The organism is Microbacterium sp. JZ31, from assembly GCF_016805985.1.
GTDB lineage: Bacteria > Actinomycetota > Actinomycetes > Actinomycetales > Microbacteriaceae > Microbacterium.
The window spans coordinates 759,992-783,054 of record NZ_CP017661.1 but is presented as its reverse complement, the minus strand read 5'-3'; the positions used below and the strand labels follow the sequence as shown (position 1 = coordinate 783,054).

21 protein-coding genes are annotated in these 23,063 nt (G+C 70.9%); 10 read left to right on the top strand and 11 right to left on the bottom strand.

The annotated features are described in order from the left end of the window. Window positions 1–156: 156 nt before the first annotated feature. A complete protein-coding gene (locus BJP60_RS03805; RefSeq protein WP_203137681.1) occupies window positions 157–1,803 on the top strand; it encodes a thiamine pyrophosphate-binding protein in 1,647 nt (548 codons plus the stop codon). A 61-nt stretch (window positions 1,804–1,864) separates the two neighbouring features. On the opposite strand, the gene BJP60_RS03800 is transcribed toward BJP60_RS03805, so the two are convergent. The 9 genes from BJP60_RS03800 to BJP60_RS03760 all read right to left on the bottom strand — a co-directional run bounded on the left by BJP60_RS03800 (window position 1,865) and on the right by BJP60_RS03760 (window position 12,874). Further along, window positions 1,865–3,247, bottom strand: coding sequence for an MFS transporter (locus BJP60_RS03800; protein WP_203137680.1), 1,383 nt, complete (start codon window positions 3,245–3,247; stop codon window positions 1,865–1,867). Between the two features lie 189 nt (window positions 3,248–3,436). Continuing rightward, a complete protein-coding gene (locus BJP60_RS03795; protein ID WP_203137679.1) occupies window positions 3,437–4,552 on the bottom strand; it encodes an adenosine deaminase in 1,116 nt (371 codons plus the stop codon). Window positions 4,553–4,588: 36 nt separating this feature from the next. After that, complete coding sequence (locus tag BJP60_RS03790; RefSeq protein ID WP_203137677.1) at window positions 4,589–5,902, bottom strand: thymidine phosphorylase; 1,314 nt, start codon at window positions 5,900–5,902, stop codon at window positions 4,589–4,591. Then, a complete protein-coding gene (locus BJP60_RS03785) occupies window positions 5,899–6,321 on the bottom strand; it encodes a cytidine deaminase (RefSeq protein WP_203137675.1) in 423 nt (140 codons plus the stop codon). Before BJP60_RS03785 ends, BJP60_RS03790 begins: the two co-directional genes overlap by 4 nt. A 40-nt stretch (window positions 6,322–6,361) precedes the next feature. Next, window positions 6,362–7,624: an ABC transporter permease gene (locus BJP60_RS03780; RefSeq protein ID WP_203138924.1), complete on the bottom strand. Its 1,263-nt coding sequence runs from the start codon at window positions 7,622–7,624 to the stop codon at window positions 6,362–6,364. An 11-nt stretch (window positions 7,625–7,635) separates the two neighbouring features. Continuing rightward, a complete protein-coding gene (locus tag BJP60_RS03775) occupies window positions 7,636–8,892 on the bottom strand; it encodes an ABC transporter permease (protein WP_203137673.1) in 1,257 nt (418 codons plus the stop codon). After that, entirely contained in the window at window positions 8,889–10,394 is a 1,506-nt protein-coding gene (locus BJP60_RS03770; protein ID WP_203137671.1) for an ABC transporter ATP-binding protein, read from the bottom strand. Before BJP60_RS03770 ends, BJP60_RS03775 begins: the two co-directional genes overlap by 4 nt. A gap of 102 nt (window positions 10,395–10,496) precedes the next feature. Continuing rightward, a complete protein-coding gene (locus BJP60_RS03765) occupies window positions 10,497–11,612 on the bottom strand; it encodes a BMP family lipoprotein (protein WP_238439543.1) in 1,116 nt (371 codons plus the stop codon). A gap of 149 nt (window positions 11,613–11,761) precedes the next feature. After that, on the bottom strand, window positions 11,762–12,874 hold the full coding sequence (locus BJP60_RS03760; RefSeq protein WP_203137667.1) for a mannose-1-phosphate guanylyltransferase: 1,113 nt from the start codon (window positions 12,872–12,874) through the stop codon (window positions 11,762–11,764). Between the two features lie 179 nt (window positions 12,875–13,053). On the opposite strand from BJP60_RS03760, the gene sdhC reads away from it, so the two are divergent. From sdhC to BJP60_RS03735, 5 genes are read left to right on the top strand one after another with little or no spacing between them, the layout of a single operon-like run. Continuing rightward, the gene (sdhC, locus tag BJP60_RS03755; RefSeq protein WP_203137666.1) at window positions 13,054–13,488 is read left to right on the top strand and encodes a succinate dehydrogenase, cytochrome b556 subunit; all 435 of its coding nucleotides are present in this window, start codon (window positions 13,054–13,056) and stop codon (window positions 13,486–13,488) included. Continuing rightward, entirely contained in the window at window positions 13,488–13,946 is a 459-nt protein-coding gene (locus tag BJP60_RS03750; protein ID WP_203137664.1) for a succinate dehydrogenase hydrophobic membrane anchor subunit, read from the top strand. Before sdhC ends, BJP60_RS03750 begins: the two co-directional genes overlap by 1 nt. A 20-nt stretch (window positions 13,947–13,966) precedes the next feature. Continuing rightward, complete coding sequence (sdhA, locus tag BJP60_RS03745; RefSeq protein ID WP_203137663.1) at window positions 13,967–15,793, top strand: succinate dehydrogenase flavoprotein subunit; 1,827 nt, start codon at window positions 13,967–13,969, stop codon at window positions 15,791–15,793. Beyond that, entirely contained in the window at window positions 15,793–16,569 is a 777-nt protein-coding gene (locus tag BJP60_RS03740; RefSeq protein WP_203137662.1) for a succinate dehydrogenase iron-sulfur subunit, read from the top strand. The genes sdhA and BJP60_RS03740 overlap by 1 nt, the downstream gene beginning before the upstream one ends. Before the next feature lie 59 nt (window positions 16,570–16,628). Beyond that, window positions 16,629–17,522: an exodeoxyribonuclease III gene (locus BJP60_RS03735; protein WP_203137661.1), complete on the top strand. Its 894-nt coding sequence runs from the start codon at window positions 16,629–16,631 to the stop codon at window positions 17,520–17,522. A gap of 36 nt (window positions 17,523–17,558) precedes the next feature. On the opposite strand, the gene BJP60_RS03730 is transcribed toward BJP60_RS03735, so the two are convergent. Continuing rightward, window positions 17,559–18,107, bottom strand: a complete 549-nt coding sequence (locus BJP60_RS03730; RefSeq protein ID WP_203137660.1) for a TetR/AcrR family transcriptional regulator — start codon at window positions 18,105–18,107, stop codon at window positions 17,559–17,561. Between the two features lie 53 nt (window positions 18,108–18,160). On the opposite strand from BJP60_RS03730, the gene BJP60_RS03725 reads away from it, so the two are divergent. The 3 genes from BJP60_RS03725 to BJP60_RS03715 are packed head-to-tail and all read left to right on the top strand — an operon-like array spanning window position 18,161 to window position 20,765. Then, the gene (locus BJP60_RS03725) at window positions 18,161–19,207 is read left to right on the top strand and encodes an FAD-dependent monooxygenase (protein ID WP_203138922.1); all 1,047 of its coding nucleotides are present in this window, start codon (window positions 18,161–18,163) and stop codon (window positions 19,205–19,207) included. Window positions 19,208–19,216: 9 nt separating this feature from the next. Then, window positions 19,217–20,221 carry a tryptophan--tRNA ligase gene (gene trpS, locus BJP60_RS03720; RefSeq protein WP_203137659.1) on the top strand — a complete coding sequence of 335 codons (1,005 nt, stop codon included), beginning with the start codon at window positions 19,217–19,219 and terminating at the stop codon, window positions 20,219–20,221. Then, window positions 20,214–20,765, top strand: coding sequence for a GNAT family N-acetyltransferase (locus BJP60_RS03715; protein ID WP_203137658.1), 552 nt, complete (start codon window positions 20,214–20,216; stop codon window positions 20,763–20,765). Before trpS ends, BJP60_RS03715 begins: the two co-directional genes overlap by 8 nt. 109 nt (window positions 20,766–20,874) lie before the next feature. Here the strand turns inward: BJP60_RS03715 and BJP60_RS03710 are convergent, their stop codons facing one another. Beyond that, the gene (locus tag BJP60_RS03710) at window positions 20,875–21,702 is read right to left on the bottom strand and encodes a hypothetical protein (RefSeq protein ID WP_203137657.1); all 828 of its coding nucleotides are present in this window, start codon (window positions 21,700–21,702) and stop codon (window positions 20,875–20,877) included. A 425-nt stretch (window positions 21,703–22,127) separates the two neighbouring features. Here BJP60_RS03710 and BJP60_RS03705 point away from each other — a divergent pair, with 425 nt between their 5' ends. Then, window positions 22,128–22,988 carry an Fpg/Nei family DNA glycosylase gene (locus BJP60_RS03705; RefSeq protein WP_203137656.1) on the top strand — a complete coding sequence of 287 codons (861 nt, stop codon included), beginning with the start codon at window positions 22,128–22,130 and terminating at the stop codon, window positions 22,986–22,988. Window positions 22,989–23,063: the final 75 nt, after the last annotated feature.

The following is a 23,063-nucleotide window of genomic DNA, read 5'->3' as shown; positions in this document are numbered from 1 at the left end:
GTCTAAGCGCCCGCTTCGTCCGCCGCAACCGGTTAGGATCGTCCCCGTCCGGCTCGACGATCGGAGCCGGTGCTCGAAAAAGGGGCACGAAGCACTGCCGACGACGGCGGCGAGACACATACGGGAATCGATCCGTCCGTCTCGAAAGGCATCGCCATGCCCACCGTCTCCGCGCACGTCGCCGCCGCCCTCTCCCGCCACATCGACCAGGTGTTCGGACTGATGGGCAACGGCAACGCCTACTTCCTCGACGCCCTGCTTCGCGACACCCGCACCGCCTACACCGCCGTCCGCCACGAGGTCGGCGCGGTGGTCGCGGCCGACGCGCACTTCCGCGTGTCGGGCCGGATCGCGGCCGCCACCACGACGTACGGCGCGGGTTTCACCAACACGCTCACGGCGCTCGCCGAGTCGGCGCAGGCGCGCGTCCCGCTCGTGCTCGTCGTCGGCGACCAGCCCACGCCCGGCCCGCGGCCGTGGGACGTGGATCAGATCGCCCTGGCCTCCGCCGTCGGCGTGCGGACGTATACCGTCGGCCGCCTCGATGCGGCCGCCACGACGGTGATCGCGATCGAGCACGCGCTCGCGAACCGCACGCCGGTGGTGCTCGCGCTCCCGTACGACACGCCCACGCTCGACGCGGGTCCGCTGCCCGAGATCCCGGATCCGCGGATGCCGGCTCCCGTGGTCCCCTCGCCCGACGGGCGCGCCGCGATCCGCCGGGCCGCGCGCGCTCTCGCCGAGGCCGAGCGCCCCGTCCTGCTCGCGGGCCGCGGGGCCTGGCTGGCCGGTGCGGGCGAGGCGCTGGGCAGGCTCGCGGACGCCGCGGGCGCCGTGACCGCCACCACCGCGCTCGGCCGCGGCGTGTTCCCCGACGCATCGCACGACCTCGGCGTCACCGGCGGGTTCGGCGCACCGGGCGCCATGGACCTGATCCACACGGCCGACGTCGTGGTCGCGGTCGGCGCGAGTCTCAGCCCCTTCACGATGCGCTTCGGCGAGCTGCTGCAGCCCGAGGCGCGCTTCATCCAGGTCGATATCGCCGCGACCGCCACGCATCCGCGCGTCGGAGAGTACATCCGCGGCGACGCCCGCACGGTGGCGGAGCTGCTCGCCGACGAGGTGACCGCGATCGGCGCCCGCGCGACGTGGCGCGACGACCTCGACATGGACGCGCTGCGCCGCCAGCTCGTCGAGGGCGAGCTGGCGCCCGACGGCCGCCTCGACCCGCGGGCCGCGGCGGCCCGCATCGGCGCCCTTCTGCCGGAGGACCGGGTCGTCGTGAGCGACGGCGGCCACTTCATCGCCTGGGCGAACATGTTCTGGCCCGTCGCCTCGCCCGGCCGGATGGTCATGATCGGCACGGCGTTCCAGTCGATCGGCCTCGGCTGGCCGAGCGTGGCGGGCGCGGCGCAGGCGGATCCGGACGCGACGGTCGTGCTCACGACGGGCGACGGCGGCGGCCTGATGGCCCTCGCCGACCTGGAGACCGCCGTGCGCACGGCGCGCGGGCGCGGTCTCGCCGTCGTCTGGAACGACGCGGCCTACGGCGCCGAGGTGAACCTCTATGGCCTGAAGGGCCTGCACGACGGACCCATGCGGATCCCGCAGGTCGACTTCGCCGCCCTGGGGCGCGCGGCCGGCGCCGAGGGCGTCGTCGTCGAGCGTCTCGCCGACCTCGACCGCCTCGCGACATGGGCCGCCGAGCCCGCCGACGCGCGCCCGTTCCTCGTGCTCGACCTGCGCATCTCGGGCGACGTGATCGCGCCGTATCAGCACGAGGTCATCCGCGTGAACAGCTGAGCGCGCACGACACGAGGCCGCCCCGGGAAGACTCCCGGGGCGGCCTCGCATGTCTGCCGCGTCACTTCTCCCAGCGGTAGATGCCCTGCGACTGCTCCTCCTCGTGGTCGGGACCGAGCGGGATGCCCCGGCGGTCGCGCAGCAGGATCGTCGCGATGAGGCTCGCGACGACGAGGCCGAACAGGTAGTACGCCACGCCGTCGGTCGAGCCGGTGCCCTGGACGATCGCCTGCGCGATCGTGGGGGCGAACGCGCCGCCGATGATGGAGCCGATCGCGTACGAGATCGAGACGCCCGAGAAGCGCACGGAGGCGGGGAACAGCTCGGAGTACCAGGACGACTGCGGGCCGTACGAGAAGCCCAGGCCGATCGTGAGCAGCACGAGGCCGAGCGTCAGCAGCCAAATGTCGCCGCTGTTGACGAGCGGGAACAGTGCGAACACGGCCGCACCGAGCCAGATCCAGCCGAAGATGTAGGTGGTGCGGCGGCCGATGCGGTCGCTGATCCAGCCTCCGATGAACGTCGAGATCAGCCACGTGATGGACGACGCCGTGACGGCCCAGAGCACGGGACCGCGCTCGAGGGCGACCGGCCCCTCGGGGTTGGTGGCGTAGTTCTGCACGAAGCCGCCCGTCGTCATGTAGCCCACGGCGTTGTTCGCCGCGAACACGAACGCGCACAGGATCACCAGGGGCGCGAAGCGGCGGAAGAGCTGGATGACGGGAGCGCTCGCCTGCTCCTTGCGCTCGGCGATCTCCTGGAACACCGGGCTCTCCTCGACGCGGCGGCGCACGTAGTAGCCGACCAGGATGAGCACGAAGCTGAACAGGAACGGGATGCGCCATCCCCACTCGAGGAACGCGTCGCCGGGGAAGATCGCGGTCATGATCGCGAACATGCCGCTGGCCAGCAGCAGTCCGATCGGCACGCCGATCTGCGGCATCGCGCCGAACAGACCGCGGCGGTGCTTGGGCGCGTGCTCGACGGCCATCAGCACGGCGCCGCCCCACTCGCCGCCGGCCGAGATGCCCTGCAGGATGCGCAGCACGAGCAGCAGGATCGGCGCCGCGATGCCGATCGCCTGGTAGGTCGGCAGCAGACCGACGAGCGTCGTCGCGGCGCCCATCAGGATGAGCGTCAGCACGAGCATCGGGCGGCGGCCGATCTTGTCCCCGAAGTGGCCGGCGAGGAACGCACCCAGGGGCCGGAACAGGAAGCTGATGCCGACCGTGAGGAACGACAGGATCGTCGCGAACCCGGGGCCGGCGGGCTGGAAGAACAGCTGACCGAACACGAGGCCGGCGGCCGATGCGTAGATGAAGTAGTCGTACCACTCGACGGTGGTGCCGACCACCGTGGCGAACGCCACGCGGCGGCGGTCGACGGGGCTGGAGATGGTGCCGGTCGGGGTGAGCGGACCGGGGGCTGCGTCTCGGGCAGACATCTGACCTCCCTTGGTCAAAGTCGTCCGACGCGTCGTCGCGCCGGGGAAGATTCGAGATCCGTGTTCGGATATCGAACGGTGTGTTCACATAGGGAATCGGCGATTCCGCATGCGACAGTACACCACCCGTGACCGGCAGGCCAGATGACGGGACGACGCGGGCTACCGCGGTCGACCGTGCGACGCGGGCTACGCCTCAAAGCCCTCGCCGATGAGCTCGATGAGCTCTTCGCGCTCCTCGATGGGCAGGAAGGCCCCCGCGGCGGCGTTCAGCTGGAACGTCTCGAGGTCCTCGAGCCCGTATCCGAACGCCGCGACGAGCTGCGCGAGCTCCCGCGTGAGCGAGGTGCGGCTCATCAGCCGGTTGTCGGTGTTGACGGTCACGGCGAAGCCGAGCTGATACAGCAGGTCGAAGGGATGATCCTCGAGCTGACTGCCCCACGCCGCGATCGCGCCGGTCTGCAGGTTCGACGACGGCGCGAGCTCGAGCGGGATCTCGCGATCGCGCACCCAGCGCGCGACCTCGCCGAAGCGCACCCGCACCTCCTCGCCCTCGCGGCCGACGACATCCAGATCCTCGGCGATCCGCACACCGTGGCCCAGCCGCAGGGCGCGGCCGTCCAGGATCGCGGAGCGGATCGACTCGAGGCCCGCTCCCTCGCCCGCATGGATCGTCGAGGGGAGGAAGGCACCGCTGACGATGTCGATCGCCTCGCGGTGACGCGACGCGGGGTACCCGTCCTCGGGGCCCGCGAGGTCGAATCCGACCACACCCTCGTCGCGGAACTCGACGGCGAGCCGGGCGATCTCGGCGGATCGGCTGTTCTGGCGCATCGCGGTGAGCAGCTGGCCGACGCGGATGCTGTGCCCGGCGTCGTCCGCGGCGTCCTCGCCCTCCTCGATGCCCTCCTGCACCGCCTCGACGGCCTCCTCGAGGGTGAGCCCGCCCGACAGGTGCTGCTCGGGCGCCCAGCGCACCTCGCCGTAGATCACGCCGTCCTCGGCGAGGTCCTCGACGAACTCGCGTGCGACGCGCGTCAGCCCCTCTCGGGTCTGCATCACGGCGGTCGTCACGGCGAAGGTCTCGAGGTACTTCTCGAGCGAGTCCGCGTCGCTCTGCCGCGCGAACCACGACGCGAGGCGCGCCGGATCCGTCTCCGGGACGTCGACTCCTGCCGCCTCCGCGAGCTCCACGATCGTGTCTGGGCGCAGGCCGCCGTCGAGGTGGTCGTGCAGCGACACCTTGGGCAGGCTGCGGATCGACACACCCTCCACGCGGGCGTCTCCGAAGGGATCGATCATCATGCGCTCCTCTCGTCGGCTGTCGGCGGGTGTCGTGGATCAGGATGTCGAAGCGATGCGCTCGCGCACAAGCGACGCGCGCCCGGGCGCGGCGTCGCCGAGCTCCCAGGCGCCCTCGAGCGACTCGAGCGCGCGCGCGAAGCGCGTGTCGTCCGGACCGCCCAGCGTGAACAGCGGCTGTCCGGCGCTCACGCGATCGCCGGGCTTGGCGTGCAGGTCGATGCCCGCCGAGTGCAGCACGGGATCCTCCGCGCGGGCGCGACCGGCACCGAGCCGCCAGGCCGCCACGCCGAAGCCGTAGGCGTCGATCCGCGTGACGTAGCCGTCGCGCGGCGCGACGACGGTGTGCGTTTCGGCCGGGACCGGCAGCGCGGCATCCGGGTCGCCGTCCTGGGCGAGGATCATGCGCCGCCAGGCGTCCATCGCGCGGCCGTCGCGCAGCGCGGCCTCCACGTCCGCGTCGGGCTGCCCCGCGAGCGCGAGCATCTCGCGCGCGAGCGCGACTGTGAGCTCCACGACGTCGGCAGGCCCGCCGCCCGCGAGCACCTCGACCGACTCCCGCACCTCGTTCGCGTTGCCGATCGCAAGTCCGAGCGGGGTGTCCATGTCGGTCAGCAGGGCGGTCGTCCGCACGCCCGAGTCCGTGCCGAGCTCCACCATCGTGCGGGCGAGCTCACGTGCGCGGTCGAAGTCGCGCATGAACGCGCCCGAGCCGAACTTCACGTCGAGCACGAGCGCATCCGTGCCCTCCGCGATCTTCTTCGACATGATGCTCGACGCGATCAGCGGGATCGCCTCGACCGTGCCCGTGACGTCGCGCAGCGCGTAGAGCCGCTTGTCGGCCGGCGCGAGGCCGGATCCCGCCGCGCAGATCACGGCGCCGACGTCGCGCAGCTGCGCGGTCATCTCGTCGTTGGACAGGGCGGCGCGCCAGCCCGGGATCGACTCGAGCTTGTCGAGCGTGCCGCCCGTGTGCCCGAGACCACGGCCCGACAGCTGAGGCACCGCGACCCCGAACGCTGCCACCAGGGGCGCGAGCGGCAGCGTGATCTTGTCGCCCACGCCGCCCGTCGAGTGCTTGTCGACCGTGGGCTTGCCGAGCCCGGCGAAGCTCATCCGCTCCCCGGACGCGATCATCGCGTCGGTCATCACACGGATCTCGTCGCGCTCCATGCCGTTCAGCAGCACGGCCATCGCGAACGCGGCCATCTGCGCGTCGGCGACGTAGCCGCGCGTGAACGCGTCGATCATCCAGCGGAGCGCGCCCTCTTCGATCCGGCCGCCGTCGCGCTTGGCGCGGATGACGTCGACCGCGTCGAACGGCTCCACGGCGGGAGAGGTCGTGTCGCTCATCGTCCTGCCTCCTCGAGGTCGCGCGGTCCGAACGCGTCCGGCAGCACCTCGTCCATCGTGCGGATCCCCGACACCGTCTCGAGCAGCATGCCCGGCACGGCGTGCTCGAACAGCAGCTGGCGGCAGCGGCCGCACGGCATGATCGTCGCGCCCTGACCGTCGACGCACACGAACGCTACGAGCTGCCCGCCGCCGCTGCGGTGCAGCTCGGACACCAGGCCGCACTCGGCGCACAGCGTCACGCCGTACGCCGCGTTCTCGACGTTGCAGCCCGACACGATCCGCCCGTCCGACACGAGCGCGGCCGCGCCCACGCGGTAGCGCGAGTACGGCGCGTATGCGTGCTGCATCGCCTCCGTCGCCACGGCGCGCAGCTCGTCCCAGTCGACGTCTCCCGACCAGGTCGTCTCGTCTGTCATCCCATCCCCTTGTGACGGGGCCGATCCCCGGAAGCGGAGATCAACCCTTGATGTACGGCTTGCCCGCCGCGGCCGGCCCGCGCGACTGCCCCACGAAGCCCGCGACCGCAAGGATCGTCACCACGTACGGCAGCATCTGCATGAACTGACCGGGGATCGGCGAGCCCAGCACGGTGAGCAGGTTCTGAAGGTTCGTGGCGAAGCCGAACAGCAGCGCCGCAAGGGCCGCGCGGATCGGATCCCAGCGACCGAAGATCACGGCGGCGAGTGCGATGAAGCCCAGCCCGCCGGTCATCTCCTCGCCGAACTGGGGCACCGACACGAGCGTGAAGTACGCGCCGCCCACACCGGCCACGGCTCCCGCCAGGCTGACGTTCCAGAAGCGCGTCGGGTTGACCTTGATGCCCACGGTGTCGGCGGCCTGCGGGTGCTCGCCCACGGCGCGCAGACGCAGCCCCCAGCGCGTGCGGTACAGCCCCCACGCCACGACCGCGACCGTGATGTACATCAGGTAGACGATGAACGGCTGGTTGAACAGCACCGGGCCCAGCACCGGGATCTCGACGAGGCCGGGGATCGGCAGGCGCGGGAACGTCGCCGGACGGTTGACGACCTCCTCGTTCGGCACCAGCAGGATGCCGTAGAAGAAGCCGGTCAGGCCCGTCACGAGCACGTTCAGCACCACGCCGACGATGACCTGCTCGACGATGTACTTGATTGCGAACACCGCCAGCACGAGCGAGACCAGCACGCCGCCGATCATGGCGCCGATCAGACCCACGTACGGGTTGCCCGTGAGGCTGCCGATCACCGCGGCGCTGAACGCGCCGAGCAGCAGCTGTCCCTCGATCGCGACGTTGACGACGCCCACGCGCTCGCCGATCACACCGCCCATCGCGCCGAACACGATCGGCACGGAGATGGACAGCGCGCCGGCCAGCAGGCTGACGACGGGGACGAGCCCGCCCGCACCGGCCCAGGTGAGGAAGGCGAACAGCGCCAGCACGCCGTACGCGACCGCGACCCAGACGCGCGGTCTGCGGTACTTCCAGGCGTCCCACGCCGCGTAGGCGGTCAGCGCGACGAGCAGCACCGTCACGATCCAGACGGTCGCGATGGAGGGCACGCTCACGTCGCCCAGCGGGATGAGCGTCTCGCCGCCGCTGAGGCGGAAGGACGTGAAGCCGTCGCGCGCGCCGAACAGGAACAGCGCGGCCAGCAGCACGGTCGCGATCGCGAGCGTGATGGGCACCTTGGGGTGCCGCACGCGCACCACCGCGGGGGCGGCCGACTCGGGGATCATCGTCGTGGCGCTCACTGGGCCACCGCCTTCCGCGCGGCCTTGGCTCGGGCCTTGGCACTCTTCTCGGCGTCGTCCTTGGGCAGGAAGAAGATCGTGCGCACGAGCGGCGGCGCCGCGACGAACAGCACGACGAGCGCCTGCACCACGAGGACGAAGTCGACGGGGATGCCGGCGGCCTGCATCTGATAGGCGCCCGCCTTGAGCGCGCCGAACAGCAGGCCCGCGGCGAACGTGCCCCACGCCCGGCTGCGGCCGAGCAGGGCGACCGTGATCGCGTCGAAGCCGAAGCCCGCGTCGATGTGCTGGTTGAAGCCGCTCGTGACCGCGCCCTGGATCTGGTTCATGCCCGCAAGGCCCGCCAGGCCGCCCGCGAACAGCATCGCATAGACGTAGATGCGCGGCACCGAGATGCCGGCCGCCTTCGCGGCGTGCGGGTTCTCGCCCACCGCGCGCATGCGCAGGCCCAGGCTCGAATGCTCGAGCAGCCACCACACGAACACGGCCGCGACCACCACGAGGAGGAAGCCCAGGTCGAGGTTCGGGAACGAGGGCCCGAGCAGGTCGGGGAACACCGCGCCGGCGGGCGTCGGGTCGGAGATGGGCTGCGTCGTGCCGGCCTTCTGCAGCACGCCCTGCGTGCTGACCATCCACTCGACGAACAGCACGCCGATGTAGTTGAGCATGATCGTCAGGATCACCTCGTGCGCGCCCGTGCGGGCCTTCAGCACGCCGGCGATGCCCGCCCAGATCGCACCTCCCACGATGCCGCCGAGCAGCGTGATGGGAAGCTGCAGCGCCATCGGCAGGTCCAGCTGGAACGTCAGCAGCGCCGTGAACGCGGCGCCGAAGACGATCTGTCCCTGCGCGCCGATGTTGAACAGGCCGACCCGGAACGCGACCGCGACGCCGAGACCGGCGGCGATCAGCGGCGCGGCGGCTCCCAGCGAGTTCGTCAGCGACCGGATGCCCGTGAGGAAGTCGTCGGCGCGCGTGTTGTAGATCGCGCCGCGGAACAGCGCATCGTATCCGCCGGCGACGGCCGACCAGATGGCCGAGAGCGTGTCGCCCGGGCGGGCGAAGAAGTACCCCGCGGCCTCGGCGACGTCCTCGTCCGTGACGGCGATGAGGATGCCCCCGACGATGAACGCGGCGACGAGCGCCAGGACCGTCGTGACGATGCCGCCGCGCAAGATGTCGCGCAGCACCCGGTTGCTCGCCGGGACGGTGTGGGTCTGGGGGGCCTGCTGGGCAGGCGCTGTCTCGGTCATGCGGCGTTCTCCTGTGCGCCGGCCATCATCAGGCCCAGCACGTCGCGCGGGGTGTCGGCCGGCACGATGCCGACGATCCTGCCCCGGTACATCACGGCGATCCGGTCGGCGAGCGCCGTGACCTCGTCGAGCTCGGTGGACACCACGATCACGGCCACGCCCGCGTCGCGCGCGGCGACGATCCGGGAGTGGATGAATTCGATGGAGCCGACGTCGACGCCGCGCGTGGGCTGCGAGGCGAGCAGCAGGCGGAGGTCGCGGCTCATCTCGCGCGCGACGACGACCTTCTGCTGGTTGCCGCCCGACAGCGTGCCGGCCGGGGTGAGCGGGCCCTGCGCGCGGATGTCGAACTCCTCGATCCGGTCGCGCGCGAAGCGATCGAGCGCGCGGCGCACGAGCGTGCCGGCCTTGACGAACTCGGGGGACGTCGAGCGATCGAGCACCAGGTTCTCGGCGATCGACATGCCGCCGACCAGCCCGTCGACCTTGCGGTCCTCGGGGACGAAGCCCACACCCGCGTCCAGGATGTCCTTGACGCCCTCGCCCACGAGCTGTCGCCCGTCGAGGGTGATCGAACCGGACACGTGACCGTGCAGGCCCATGAGCGCCTCGGTGAGCTCGGTCTGGCCGTTGCCCTGCACACCGGCGATCGCGAGGATCTCACCGGGACGGACGTCGAAGCTCACGTCGTCGACGACGACGGCGCCGGAGGCCGTGCGCACCTGCAGGTCGCGCACCTCGAGACCGCCCTCGCGGGGCGCGGCCGGAGCCTTCTGCACGGTCAGCTCGACCGCGCGGCCCACCATGAGCGCCGCGAGCTCGGCGTTCGTCGACTGCGGCGAGGCCTCCCCGACCACGCGTCCACGGCGGATGACCGTGATCCGGTCGGCGACCTCGCGCACCTCGCGCAGCTTGTGGGTGATGAACACGATGCCCGTGCCGCCGTCGCGCAGCTGACGCATCATCGCCATCAGCTCGTCGGTCTCCTGGGGCGTGAGCACCGCGGTGGGCTCGTCGAACACGAGCACCTCGGCGTCGCGCGCGAGCGCCTTGATGATCTCGACGCGCTGCTGCACGCCGACGGGGAGGTCCTCGACGAGCGCGTCGGGGTCGACGTCGAACCCGAAGCGGTCGGCGATCTCGCGCACGCGCGCACGAGCCGCGTCGAGGTCGAGGCGCCCGAGACGGGTGCTCTCGTGTCCCAGGGCGACGTTCTCGGCGACCGTGAACACCGGCACGAGCATGAAGTGCTGGTGCACCATGCCGATGCCGGCGGCCATCGCCTCGCCGGGGCCGCGGAACCGCCGCGGCACGTCGTCGAGGAGGATCTCGCCCTCGTCGGCCTGGTACAGGCCGTAGAGGACGTTCATCAGCGTCGACTTGCCGGCGCCGTTCTCTCCGAGAAGTGCGTGGATCTCACCGGGTTCGACGGTCAGATCGATGTGGTCGTTCGCGACGAGGCTGCCGAATCGCTTGGTGATTCCGCGGAGCTCGAGCTTCATGATGGGCACCCTACCGTGCGGGTCTGGACGGGAAGCAGTGGCGTGCACAGCACGAGGGCGACCGGACCGCGGCGGTCCGATCGCCCTCGTCGCGTGTGCGGATTACGGGGAGTTCGGCGACTCGACGGCGATGTCGCCGGCGACGATCGCCTCCTGCAGCGCGGCGATCTCGTCGAGCGTGCCCTCGGGCAGCTCGGCCTCGAAGTCGTGGAAGCTCGAGAGCGCGACGCCCTCGTTCTCCAGCGTGCCGACGTACGGCTCGACGTCGAAGTCGCCGCCCGCGGCGTTGATGGTCGTGTCGAACACGGCCTGGTCGATCGCCTTCAGGATCGACACGAGCGTGATGTCCGCGAGCTCCGGGTCCTTGACGGCCAGGTCGCTGTCGACGCCCAGGAGCTTGACGTCCTGGCCGCCGTCGCGGATGGCCGCGGCGGCGCTCGTGTAGATCGGGCCGCCGACGGGCAGGATCACGTCGACGCCCTGGTCGAGGATGCCCTGCGCGGTCTGACGCGCGACGTCGTTGGCCTCGAAGCCGCCCGTGAACGAGCCGCTCTGCGCCTCGGTGTCCCAGCCGACGACGCCGACCTCGGCGCCCTTGTCCTCGTTGTACTTCTCGACACCGAGCTGGAAGCCGTCCATGAAGACCTTCACGGAGGGGATCTCGCCGCCACCGAAGGTGCCGACCTTGTTGCCGCCGGCCTGAGCCGACCAGGCCGCCGCGGCGTAGCCGCCGAGGTACGCCGCCTCGGCCGTGTTGAACACGAGGGGCTTGATGTTCGGCGCGTCCGTCGTGCCGTCGAAGTCGGTGTCCGCGTAGTCGTCGATGATCGCGTAGTTGACGTCGGGGTTGGCGTTGGCCGACTCGACCGTGGCGGCCGCGAGGTTGAAGCCCACCGAGATGATCAGCGTGCAGCCGTTCGACACGAGGGTCTCGAGGTTCGGCGCGTAGTCGTTCGCGCTCGTCGACTCCATCTCCTGCGCCTCGATGTCCAGCTCCTCGGCGGCACGGTCCATGCCCTCCTTGGCCGACTGGTTGAACGAGCGGTCGTTCCAGCCGCCCTCGTCCGAGATGAGGCAGGGGATGAAGTCGTCGGCCGGCTCGGGTGCGGCGGAGCCCCCGGCCTCCTCCTCGGGCGCGGCGCCGCAGCCCGCGAGAAGGATCGCCGACGAGACGATCGCGAGGCCGGCGAACGCGGCCTTCCGGGTGGTCCTGGTCACAGTGTCCTCCATGAAGAACTTCGGCCCCGAGGGTGGGCGGGGCGTGCGCATCCCCGTCGGGGTGCGGGGCGATACGCACACGGTACAGAACGCCAACCGCGCAGATTGCACGGAACCGAGCCCTGAAACGCGATAGTTACAAATCGGACTCAGAGAACGTGGCCGTCGCCGCGGGACTGCAGCGTGCCGACGACGCTCTTCACGCGCTGTGCGTGCTCGCTCGTGGTGACGAGCAGCGCGTCGTCGGTGTCGACGACGATCAGGCCCTCGACCCCGACCACCGCGATGACGCGGCTCGTCTGCGAGACGACGAGGCCCGTGGACTCGTCCGCCAGCACCGTCTCGTTGCGGCCCAGGATGGACATCCGGTCGCCCCGCCCACCCGAGATGAGCTTCGCGAGACTGGCGAAGTCGCCCACGTCGTCCCAGTCGAAGTGCCCGGGCACGACCGCGAGCCGCCCCTTCTCCGCGGCCGGCTCGGCGACCGCGTAGTCGATCGCGATCTTCTTCAGCCCGGGCCAGACGCGGTCCGTGACCTCCGCGCGCCGGTCGGTGTCCCACGCCTCCGCGATCTCGAGCAGGCCCGCGTGCAGCTCTGGCTCGTTCGCCTCCAGCTCGGCCAGCAGCACGTCGGCGCGGGAGATGAACATGCCGGCGTTCCAGAGGAAGCTGCGGTCGGCGTAGTAGCGGCGCGCGGTGTCGAGATCCGGCTTCTCGACGAAGCGCTCCACGATCGCCGCCATGGGCGCGTCCTCGACGTCGATCTCGGCACCGAGCTTGATGTACCCGAACCCGACCGAGGGCTCGCTCGGGGCGATGCCGATCGTGCAGATGTACCCCTCGCGCGCGACGGCGGCCGCCTGACGCACGGCGAACTCGAACGCGCGCTGACGCGAGATGTGATGATCGGCCGCGAAGGAGCCGATGATGACGTCCGGCTCGCGGCGCAGCAGGATCGCGGCGGCGAGCCCGATGGCCGCGGCCGACTCACGCTGCGACGACTCGATGAAGACGTTGTCGAGGGGCACGTCCGGCAGCTCCTCCTCGACACGGTGCTCGTGCGCCTTCCCCGTCACCACGGCGATCCGATCCGGCCCCGTCAGGGGCAGCAGCCGGTCCCACGTGTTGCGCAGGAGCGAGACCCCCGATCCGGTGAGGTCGTGCAGGAACTTCGGCGCCTCGGCTCGCGACAGGGGCCAGAGGCGGGACCCGACGCCGCCCGCCGGGATGACGGCGAAGAAGTCCTGGATCGGTGCAGACATGCGGCCAGGTTATCTGGCGGGCTTTCCGCTCACGCGCGCGCCGCCGTTTCTCTCGACGTCGAGACAGTTAGGCACGCCTTCACTGCGGTGCTCATGGGGAGCGAAGTAGAGTTGGGGTGCCCACGGCCGCTCCGCGTGCCTCCCGGGCGACGACCTCGCAACGATCAGGGAGGAACGACATGTCCGCTGAGACGCGAACGACATTGTCGGTGACGGAGACCACCTCGAAGGTCCCACGAGGAACGCTGTACCGCGGCCGTGAAGGCATGTGGTCCTGGGTGCTGCACCGGATCACCGGTGTCGCCATCTTCTTCTTCCTCCTGGTGCACGTGCTCGACACGTCGCTGATCCGGGTCTCCCCGGAGGCGTACGACGCCGTCATCGGCACGTACAAGCACTGGATCATGGGGCTCGGCGAGATCGCGCTCGTCGGCGCGATCGTGTTCCACGCCTTCAACGGCCTGCGGATCATCCTCGTGGACTTCTGGAACAAGGGCGCGCAGTACCAGCGCCAGCTGTTCTGGGGCGTCCTCGCCGTCTGGGCCGTCACGATGGCCGCCTTCGTGCCGCGCCAGCTCATCAACACGTTCTCGCACATGGGAGGGGGTCACTGATGACCGCCGACAGCCTCGCCGCGCCCCGCGCGCCCCACAGCGTCCCCCGCAACAAGGGGCTCAACCTCGAGAAGTGGGGCTGGGTCTACATGCGCGCCTCCGGCGTCGTGCTGATCGTGCTGATCTTCGGCCACCTGCTCGTGAACCTGGTGCTGCCCGAGGGCGGCGTCCAGGCGCTCAACTTCGCCTTCGTCGCCGGCAAGTTCGCCTCGCCGTTCTGGCAGTGGTGGGACGTGCTGATGCTCTGGCTCGCGTTCCTGCACGGCGCCAACGGCCTTCGCACGATCATCAACGACTACGTCCTCAACCGCACGGCGCGCAAGACGCTGGTCGCGGTGACGTGGATCGTGACGGCCGTCATGATCGTGCTCGGCACGCTCGTGGTGTTCACGTTCGACCCGTGCCTGGGTGTGACGCCGGAGAGCACGCTGTGGGACATGTGCCAGGCCCAGGCCTGACGGAAGACGAATAAAGGAATATGACGAGCCAGACCAGCGAGTCCGTCGTGCGCGACGGCGTCCACTACCACCAGTTCGACATCGTGATCGTCGGCGCAGGCGGCGCCGGCATGCGCGCGGCGATCGAGGCCGGCCCCGGCGCGAAGACCGCCGTGATCACGAAGCTCTACCCCACCCGCTCGCACACGGGCGCGGCGCAGGGCGGCATGGCCGCGGCGCTCGCGAACGTCGAGGAGGACTCGTGGGAGTGGCACACGTTCGACACGGTGAAGGGCGGCGACTACCTCGTCGACCAGGACGCCGCGGAGATCCTGGCCAAGGAGGCCATCGAGGCCGTCATCGACCTCGAGAACATGGGCCTGCCGTTCAACCGCACGCCGGACGGCAAGATCGACCAGCGCCGCTTCGGCGGCCACACGGCCGAGCACGGCAAGACCCCGGTGCGCCGCGCCTGCTACGCGGCCGACCGCACGGGCCACATGATCCTGCAGACGCTGTTCCAGAACTGCGTCAAGCTCGGCATCAACTTCTTCAACGAGTTCTACGCGCTCGACCTGATCACGGTGAAGGACGCGGACGGCAAGACCCAGATCGCGGGCGTCGTCGCGTACGAGCTGTCCACGGGCGAGCTGCACGTGTTCCACTCGAAGGCCGTGATCTTCGCCACGGGCGGCTTCGGCAAGATCTTCAAGACCACCTCCAACGCGCACACCCTCACGGGCGACGGCGTCGGCATCGTGTGGCGCAAGGGCCTGCCGCTCGAGGACGTGGAGTTCTTCCAGTTCCACCCGACCGGCCTGGCGGGCCTCGGCATCCTGCTGACGGAGGGCGCGCGCGGTGAGGGCGCGATCCTGCGCAACGCCTCGGGTGAGCGCTTCATGGAGCGCTACGCCCCCACCATCAAGGACCTCGCTCCGCGCGACATCGTGGCGCGCTGCATGGTGCAGGAGGTGCGCGAGGGTCGAGGCGCCGGTCCGCACAAGGACTACGTGCTGCTCGACTGCACGCACCTGGGCGCCGAGGTGCTCGAGACCAAGCTCCCGGACATCACGGAGTTCGCGCGCACGTACCTGGGCATCGACCCGGTCGTCGAGCCCGTGCCCGTGATGCCGACCGCGCACTACGCGATGGGCGGCATCCCGACCAACAACGCGGGCGAGGTGCTGGCCGACAACGACACGGTCGTCCCGGGCCTGTACGCGGCCGGCGAGTGCGCGTGCGTCTCGGTGCACGGCGCCAACCGCCTCGGCACGAACTCGCTGCTCGACATCAACGTCTTCGGCAAGCGCTCGGGTCGCAACGCGGTCGAGTATGTCAAGACCGCCGACTTCGTGCCGCTTCCGGAGGACCCGGCCGCCGGCGTCCGCGAGATGATCGAGGGCATCCGCAACGCCAAGGGCACCGAGCGCATCGCGGACATCCGCAAGAAGCTCCAGGACGAGATGGATGACAAGGCCCAGGTGTTCCGCACCGAGGAGAGCCTGACCGATGTCCTCGGCACGATCGCCGAGCTGCGCGACCGGTACCGCAACATCTACGTCGACGACAAGGGCAAGCGGTACAACACCGATCTGCTCGAGGCCGTCGAGCTGGGCTTCCTGCTCGACATCGCCGAGATCGTCGCCTACGCTGCGCGCAACCGTCGCGAGAGCCGCGGTGGCCACATGCGCGAGGACTACCAGGCGCGCGACGACGAGAACTTCATGCAGCACACGATGGCGTACCTCACGGGCGACCCGCACTCGTCCGACCCCGACGACCACATCAAGCTCGATTGGAAGCCCGTGGTCTTCACCAAGAACGAACAGGGCGAGTTGAACTACCCGCCGATGGAGAGGAAGTACTGATGGCCGCCACCGCCGTCACCGAGCCCGTCGCAGACACCGACCCGGAGTCCGTGGCAACGGGCATCCAGTCGTACCTCGTCACGTTCATCGTCCGGCGCTTCGACCCCGAGGTCGACAGCGAGCCGCGCTGGGTCGACTACGACGTCGAGATGTACTCGACCGACCGCGTCCTCGACGCGCTGCACCGCATCAAGTGGGACCAGGACGGATCGCTCGCGTTCCGCCGCTCGTGCGCCCACGGCATCTGCGGTTCGGACGCCATGCGCATCAACGGCCGCAACCGCCTCGCGTGCAAGACGCTGATCAAGGACCTCGACATCTCGAAGCCGATCTACGTCGAGGCGATCAAGGGCCTTCCCCTCGAGAAGGACCTCATCGTCGACATGGACCCGTTCTTCGCGGCCTACCGCGAGGTGCAGCCGTTCCTCCAGGCGACCTCCAAGCCCGAGAAGGGCAAGGAGCGCCTGCAGACGATCGCCGACCGCGAGCGCTTCGACGACACCACCAAGTGCATCCTGTGCGCCGCGTGCACGTCGTCGTGCCCCGTGTTCTGGACCGACGGCCAGTACTTCGGCCCGGCCGCGATCGTCAACGCGCACCGCTTCATCTTCGACTCGCGCGACGACGCCGGCGACGTGCGCCTCGACATCCTCAACGACAAGGAGGGCGTGTGGCGCTGCCGCACGACCTTCAACTGCACCGAGGCGTGCCCGCGCGGCATCGAGGTCACCAAGGCCATCGCCGAGGTCAAGCAGGCGGTCCTGCGCGGCCGCTGATCCGCTTCCGACGAGGGGCTCCGACATCCGATGTCGGGGCCCCTTGTTACGTTTGAGGCATGCCCCGCAGCGTCCGCATCGCCTCTGTCAACGTCAACGGGATCCGGGCCGCGGCCCGCAACGGCATGGGGGCGTGGGTCGACGCCGCGCAGCCCGACATCATCACGCTGCAGGAGGTGCGCGCCGAGCTCGAGCATCTCGAGGCCGCGCTCCCCGGCTGGCGCGTGGTCGCCGATGCGTCGCTGCAGAAGGGTCGCGCCGGCGTCGCCATCGCGAGCCGCGAGGAGTGCGCGATCTCGCGCATCGAGCTCGGCGACGATGCGCTCGAATCGAACGGCCGCTGGATCGAGGCCGACTTCGCCTTCGGCGGCGAGACCCTGACGGTGGTGAGCGCGTACGTCCCCACGGGCGAGGCCGAGACGCCGGCCAAGCAGGACGCGAAGTGGGCGTTCCTCGACGCCATGGAGCACCGGATGGGCGAGCTCGCCGATGGCCTCGCCCTGGTGACGGGGGATCTCAACGTGGGTCACCGTCCGCTCGACATCCGCAACTGGAAGGGCAACGTCAAGAAGGCCGGGTTCCTGGCGCGCGAGCGGGCGTACTTCGACCGCCTGCTGGGCGCCGCGGGGCAGCCGGTGACGGGCCAGGAGGGCATCGGGCGCGGCATGGTGGGCGAGCTCAGCGACACCCGCTCGTTCAGCGCCGGCGCCACGGGCCTCGGCTGGGTCGACGTGGGCCGTGCCGCGCACGGCGAGCTCGACGGGCCGTACACGTGGTGGTCGATGCGCGGCAAGGCGTTCGACAACGACTCGGGCTGGCGGATCGACTACCACCTCGCCTCCCCCGCCCTCGCGCCGCGCGCGTCGGGCTACCGCGTCGACCGCGCCCCGTCGTACGACACCCGCTGGAGCGACCACTCCCCCGTCGTGGCCGACTACGCCCTGGGCGAGTAGCCCCCGGCGGCACTCGCCGGCGGCCGCCGGCGGCGGCTAGGCCGACGGACGCATCAGCCGCTCAACGGCGGCCGCGAGCTCGCCCGCGTCGACCCGCCGCTGCGGCACGGACACCGCGTGCACGAGCGCGCCCTCGAGCAGATCCGAGATCACGCGCGCCGCTCGCGGCGCATCGTCGAGGCCCGCCGACTCGAGCAGCGTCGCGAGCCTCTCCAGGAAGCGGCGATGGCCCTCCGCCATCGCCTCTCTGGCCGTCTCGTCGAGCAGCAGGGCGATCCGCGCGCGCGTCGTGCGCGCGTACCGCGCCGACGTCATCCGGGCGACGCTGTCTGCGAGGGACGCCGCGACGGCCGTGATCGACGAAGAGTCGGGTGCGGGGCCCGACGTGAGCGCCTCGACGTCCAGGTGCTCGAGCCGGTCGACGATCGCCATGATGAGCGCGGCACGCGTGCGGAAGCAGTTCGAGGTGCTGCCGTCGGGCAGCGCGGCCTCGGCGTCGACCGCCCGATGCGTCAGACCGCGCAGGCCTTCGCGAGCCAGCACGGTGACCGCAGCGTCGGCGACGAGCTCGGAACGTGTAGCCATGTGACGACACTACAACTGTTGTAAAACTACGGCTGTAGTCGTATCGTGAGCGCATGTCCACCATCACCATCGTCGGCGGCGGGGTCGCGGGCCTCGCGCTGGCCGCGACCCTGGATCCCGCTCAGCACGACGTCACGCTGATCGAGCGCAACCCGGGCTTCAGCCGGGTGCCGACGACCTTCGGCATCTGGCCCTTCGCGCTGGCCGCCCTCGAGGACATCGGCCTCGAGGGCGCCCTCTGCGAGCGCAGCCTCCTGCTCACTGCGGGAGTCATCACGGCCGACAGCGCCGGTCGCCCCGTGACGACGACCATGCGCGATCCGGGCGTGCGGGTGATCCCCCGGCCCGCTCTCGTCGCGCTGCTCGACGAGGCGGTCCCGCGGTCTGTGACGCGCGAGCGGCGGCACGTCGCGGACACGCGCGATCTCCCCGGCGACCTCGTCGTCGCCGCCGACGGGGCGCGCAGCGTCATCCGTCAGCACATCTGGGGTGACGCTCCGCGCGACACGGGCGTGATCGCCGTGCGCGGAGCCATCGAGGCGCCCCCGGACGCGCCGCTCGACCGGATGTACGAGTTCTGGGGCGACGGCATGCTGTTCGGCGTCGGTCCCGATCCGCTTCCCGGCGGCATCGGCACCAACTGGTACGCCGCCGCTCGCCGCGGCGAGGACGACCCGGAGCGCGCGCTCGAGTGGGCCCGCGGCGCGTTCGACGGCTTCCCGAGCCTGGTGGGCGACACTCTGGTGCGCGCGACGCCCGAACTGACGCTCGTGAACACGATCCTCGAGTCCCGCCCGGCCCGCCGGCTGGTGAGCGACCGCTACGTGCTGATCGGCGACGCGGCACACGCGATGTCGCCCAATCTCGGCCGGGGCGCGTGCGAGGCGATGGTCGACGCGATCGCCCTCGGGCGGGCCCTGAACGAGCACGGGGCGAGCGGAGCGGCCGAGTACGAGAGGCGCCGGATGCGGGCCGGGCAGCGCACGCGATTCGCGTCGGGCGTGATGCGGCGCCTGTCGCTTTCGAGGCGTGCGTCGCGCGTCTTCGTGTCGCTCGCGAGCAGGGCAGGACGGGACCGACCGCGCGCGGCGAGCAAATAGGATCGTTGGGTGACGAGACAGCGCCTCTACTCCGGAATGCAGCCCTCCGCCGACTCCCTCCAGGCCGGCAACTACATCGGGGCTCTCCTGCAGTGGCGCGGCATGCAGGACGAGTACGACGCGTTCTTCTCGGTCGTCGACCTGCACGCTCTGACGCAGCCGAACGACCCGGCCGAGCTGCGCGAGAAGACGCGCCGCACGGCCGCCCAGTACATCGCCGCGGGCATCGAGCCCTCGCGCTCGACCCTGTACGTGCAGTCGCACGTGCGCGCGCACGCCGAGCTCGCCTGGATCCTGTCGACGATCACGGGCTTCGGCGAGGCCGGGCGGATGACGCAGTTCAAGGACAAGTCGCAGCGCTACGGCGCCGACGCGACGAGCGTCGGGCTGTTCACGTATCCGGTCCTGATGGCGGCCGACATCCTGCTGTACCAGACCGACGTGGTGCCGGTCGGCGACGACCAGAAGCAGCACGTCGAGCTGACGCGCGACCTGGCCGAGCGCTTCAACACGCGCTTCGGCGAGACGTTCGTCGTGCCGAAGCCGGTGATCCAGGCCGAGACCGCGCGCATCTACGACCTGCAGGAGCCGACCTCCAAGATGTCGAAGTCCGCCGAGTCGCAGGCGGGTGTGCTGTGGCTGCTGGACGAGCCGAGCGTGACCGCGAAGAAGATCATGCGCGCCGTGACCGACAGCGAGGGCTCGGTGCGGTACGACCGCGCGGAGAAGCCCGGCGTGTCGAACCTGCTCACGATCTACTCGGCGCTCACGCAGCGCCCGATCTCGGAGATCGAGGACGAGTACGCGGGCCGCGGCTACGGCGACTTCAAGAAGGGCCTGCGCGACGTGGTCGTGGCTGAGTTCGAGCCCGTGCGAGCGCGGGCGCTCGAGCTGCTGGACGACCCGGCCGAACTCGACCGCGTGCTCGCGGCGAACGCCGCGCGTGCGGCGGACGTCGCCGACGCGACGCTCGCCAACGTCTACGAGCGCGTGGGCCTGCTGCGTCGTGGGTGAGCCGGTCGTCCTGCGATCCGGCCGTCTCACGCTCTCTCGCCCCGTCGACTCCGACGTCGAGGCGATCTACGACGCGTGCCAGGATCCGCTGATCCAGGAGTACACGACGGTCCCGTCGCCGTACACGCGCGAGGACGCCGAGAAGTTCGTCGCGCTGACCGGCCAGTGGTGGGACGTCGGCTCGGAGTACGTCTGGGCGATCCGTGACCCCGCGGGGCTTGCGGGCATGATCGGGCTGCACCGCATCAAGGACGGTGCCGCCGAGCTGGGCTACTGGCTGGCGCCCGCCGCTCGCGGCCGCGGCTACATCGCCGAGGCGTCCCGCACCGTGGTGGACTTCGCGTTCGGCCCGCTGCGCCTCGAACGGCTGGAGTGGCACGCGGTGGTCGGCAACACCGCCTCCGCGCGGGTGGCCCAGGACCTCGGCTTCCGGCTCGAGGGCGTGCGCCGCAAGGGCCTGTCGCACCGCGGCCGCCGAATGGACGGGTGGATCGCCGGCCTCCTCGCCACCGACCCCCGCACCCCACAGGCCTGGGACGTCTGACCCGGCCGCCGGCCGCGTCGCCTGCACAACGCAGGACCGACATCCGCGACACGCCGCGGGAGGCGGTTCCCGGATGCCGACGAGCGCGATGCTTCCTGCGTTGCGCTGTTCAGCGGAGGACGAGAAGGCCGTGCAGCGCGGCGACCAGGACCTCCGGCCGTGTGAACAGGATCTGCGCCGTCGGCCGGATGACCGTGTAGCCGAGCGCCGCCAGCTTGAGATCGCGCAGGCGATCGGCGGTCTGCGCCTCCCAGCCGCCGTGGTGCTCCCGGCTGTCGCACTCGATCACGATCCAGCCGTCGACGACGAGATCCACTCGTCCGACCCCGTCGATCCTCTTCTGCACCTCGACGGACCGGCCGGTCGCTCGGGCGATGAGGCGGGCGTACGTCTCCGATCCCGATTCCGCACGGCCGTCCACCAGCCCGCGCAGCGCGGCGTACCGCGGGGGCAGCAGCGCGAACACCTCGGCGGCGTCGGAGGGGCGGATGAGCTTCTGGAACAGTGCGTTGTCGATCGATGCGATACCTGCGCGTGGGCCCTGGCAGCGCAGCGACTGCGCGAGGGCCTCGATGACCGTCACGTGCAGTCGGGAGGCGTCCGTCGCGGAGCGGCGCCAGTGGGTCCGGATGCGGACGCCGTCGCGCGCCGCGGTGAGCCGGGTGCGTCGATCCGTCGCGCTGCGCAGGCGCGACGCCGTCGGCGGGACCTGGAGGTGCAGCTGGTCCTCCTCGCGGTCGAGCACGAAGACGCCGAGCGCCTTCAGCGCCGAGACGCAGTCGAGGCGTCCGCCGACTCGCGCCGCGTGCTGCTCCTCGGGCGTGGCCTCCCGCCACAGGTACACGTTGCGGCGGGCACGCGAGAGGTAGCCGGCGTCCAGGGCGCGGGCGATGTCCTGCCGCGTGTATCCGCGCGTCCGCAGCTCGGGGTAGGTCACGCGCACCCCTGAACGCCCGAACGTGTCGCTCCGCATCCCGCACATGCCGACGATCCTCGACCGGAGGGGCGCGCCGGCTCCCCGTTCTGCGTGTCCGGGGATACCCGGAGGCCGACTGGCGGCCTGTGGACGAATGCCCGGCGCCCGCGTCGCCGCACGACGCAGGACCCGGATCGGCGACACGCCGCCATCCCAGCCGGCGCAGCGGGGCGGCCGAGGACGTCCTGCGCTGTGCACCGCGGGCGCCACGGAAGCCGACCCTGCACAGCGCAGGAGAAAGACGCCCGACACGCCGCCATCCCAGGTCGTCGTGGCCATGGCTCGGCTCGCCGTCCTGCGTTGTGCAGAAACGTCCCGGAGGGCTGGCCCCGCGGCCCTCATGCAGCGGATTGCCTTCCCCGCACGCGCCGGGGCAGGATGGCCGCATGCCCGAGATGCCCGAAGTGGAGGGGCTGGTCGAGTTCCTGCGCGGACGGGCGGCCGGCCTCGAGGTCACGCAGGCGCGGCTCGCCTCGATCGCCGCGCTGAAGACCTTCGACCCCCGCCTCGACGAGCTGGTGGGACGAGCGGTGACCGGCGTCGAGCGCCACGGCAAGTTCGTCGACCTTGCTGCGGGAGACCTGCACCTGGTGTTCCACCTCGCGAAGGCGGGCTGGCTGCGCTGGCACGAGACGCTGCCCACGACGGTGATCAGGCCGGGCCGCTCCCCCATCGCGCTGCGGATGGGATTCGGCGACGGATCCGGGTTCGACCTCACCGAGGCCGGCACCAAGAAGTCGCTCGCGGTCTACGTCGTGCGCGACCCCGCCGAGGTGCCGGGGATCGCCCGGCTCGGACCCGATCCGCTCGGCGAGGCCTTCTCCCGGGACACGCTGGCAGGCCTCCTCTCGGGGCGCCGCACGCAGATCAAGGGGGTGCTGCGCGACCAGCAGACGGTGGCGGGCATCGGCAACGCGTACTCGGACGAGATCCTGCACGCGGCGCGCATGTCGCCCTACGCGCTCGCGGCGAACCTCGGCGACGAGGACGTGGATCGGCTCTACGCGGCCATGCGCGAGACGCTGACCGAGGCGGTCGCCGCCGCTCGCGGGCGCCCGCCTGCCGAGCTCAAGGACGCCAAGCGCCGCGGCATGAGCGTCCACGCCCGCGCGGGCGAGACCTGCCCCGTGTGCGGCGACACCGTGCGCAGCGTGTTCCTCGCCGACCGCAGCTTCGAGTACTGCCCCACCTGCCAGACGGGCGGCAAGGTGCTCGCCGACCGCCGCCTGTCCCGCCTGCTGAAGTGACCGATCCGGATCGCACCGTCCCGCGCGGTCGGGGGATCCGCCTGTGAACCGTCATGACGGGAATGGATCGGGCGC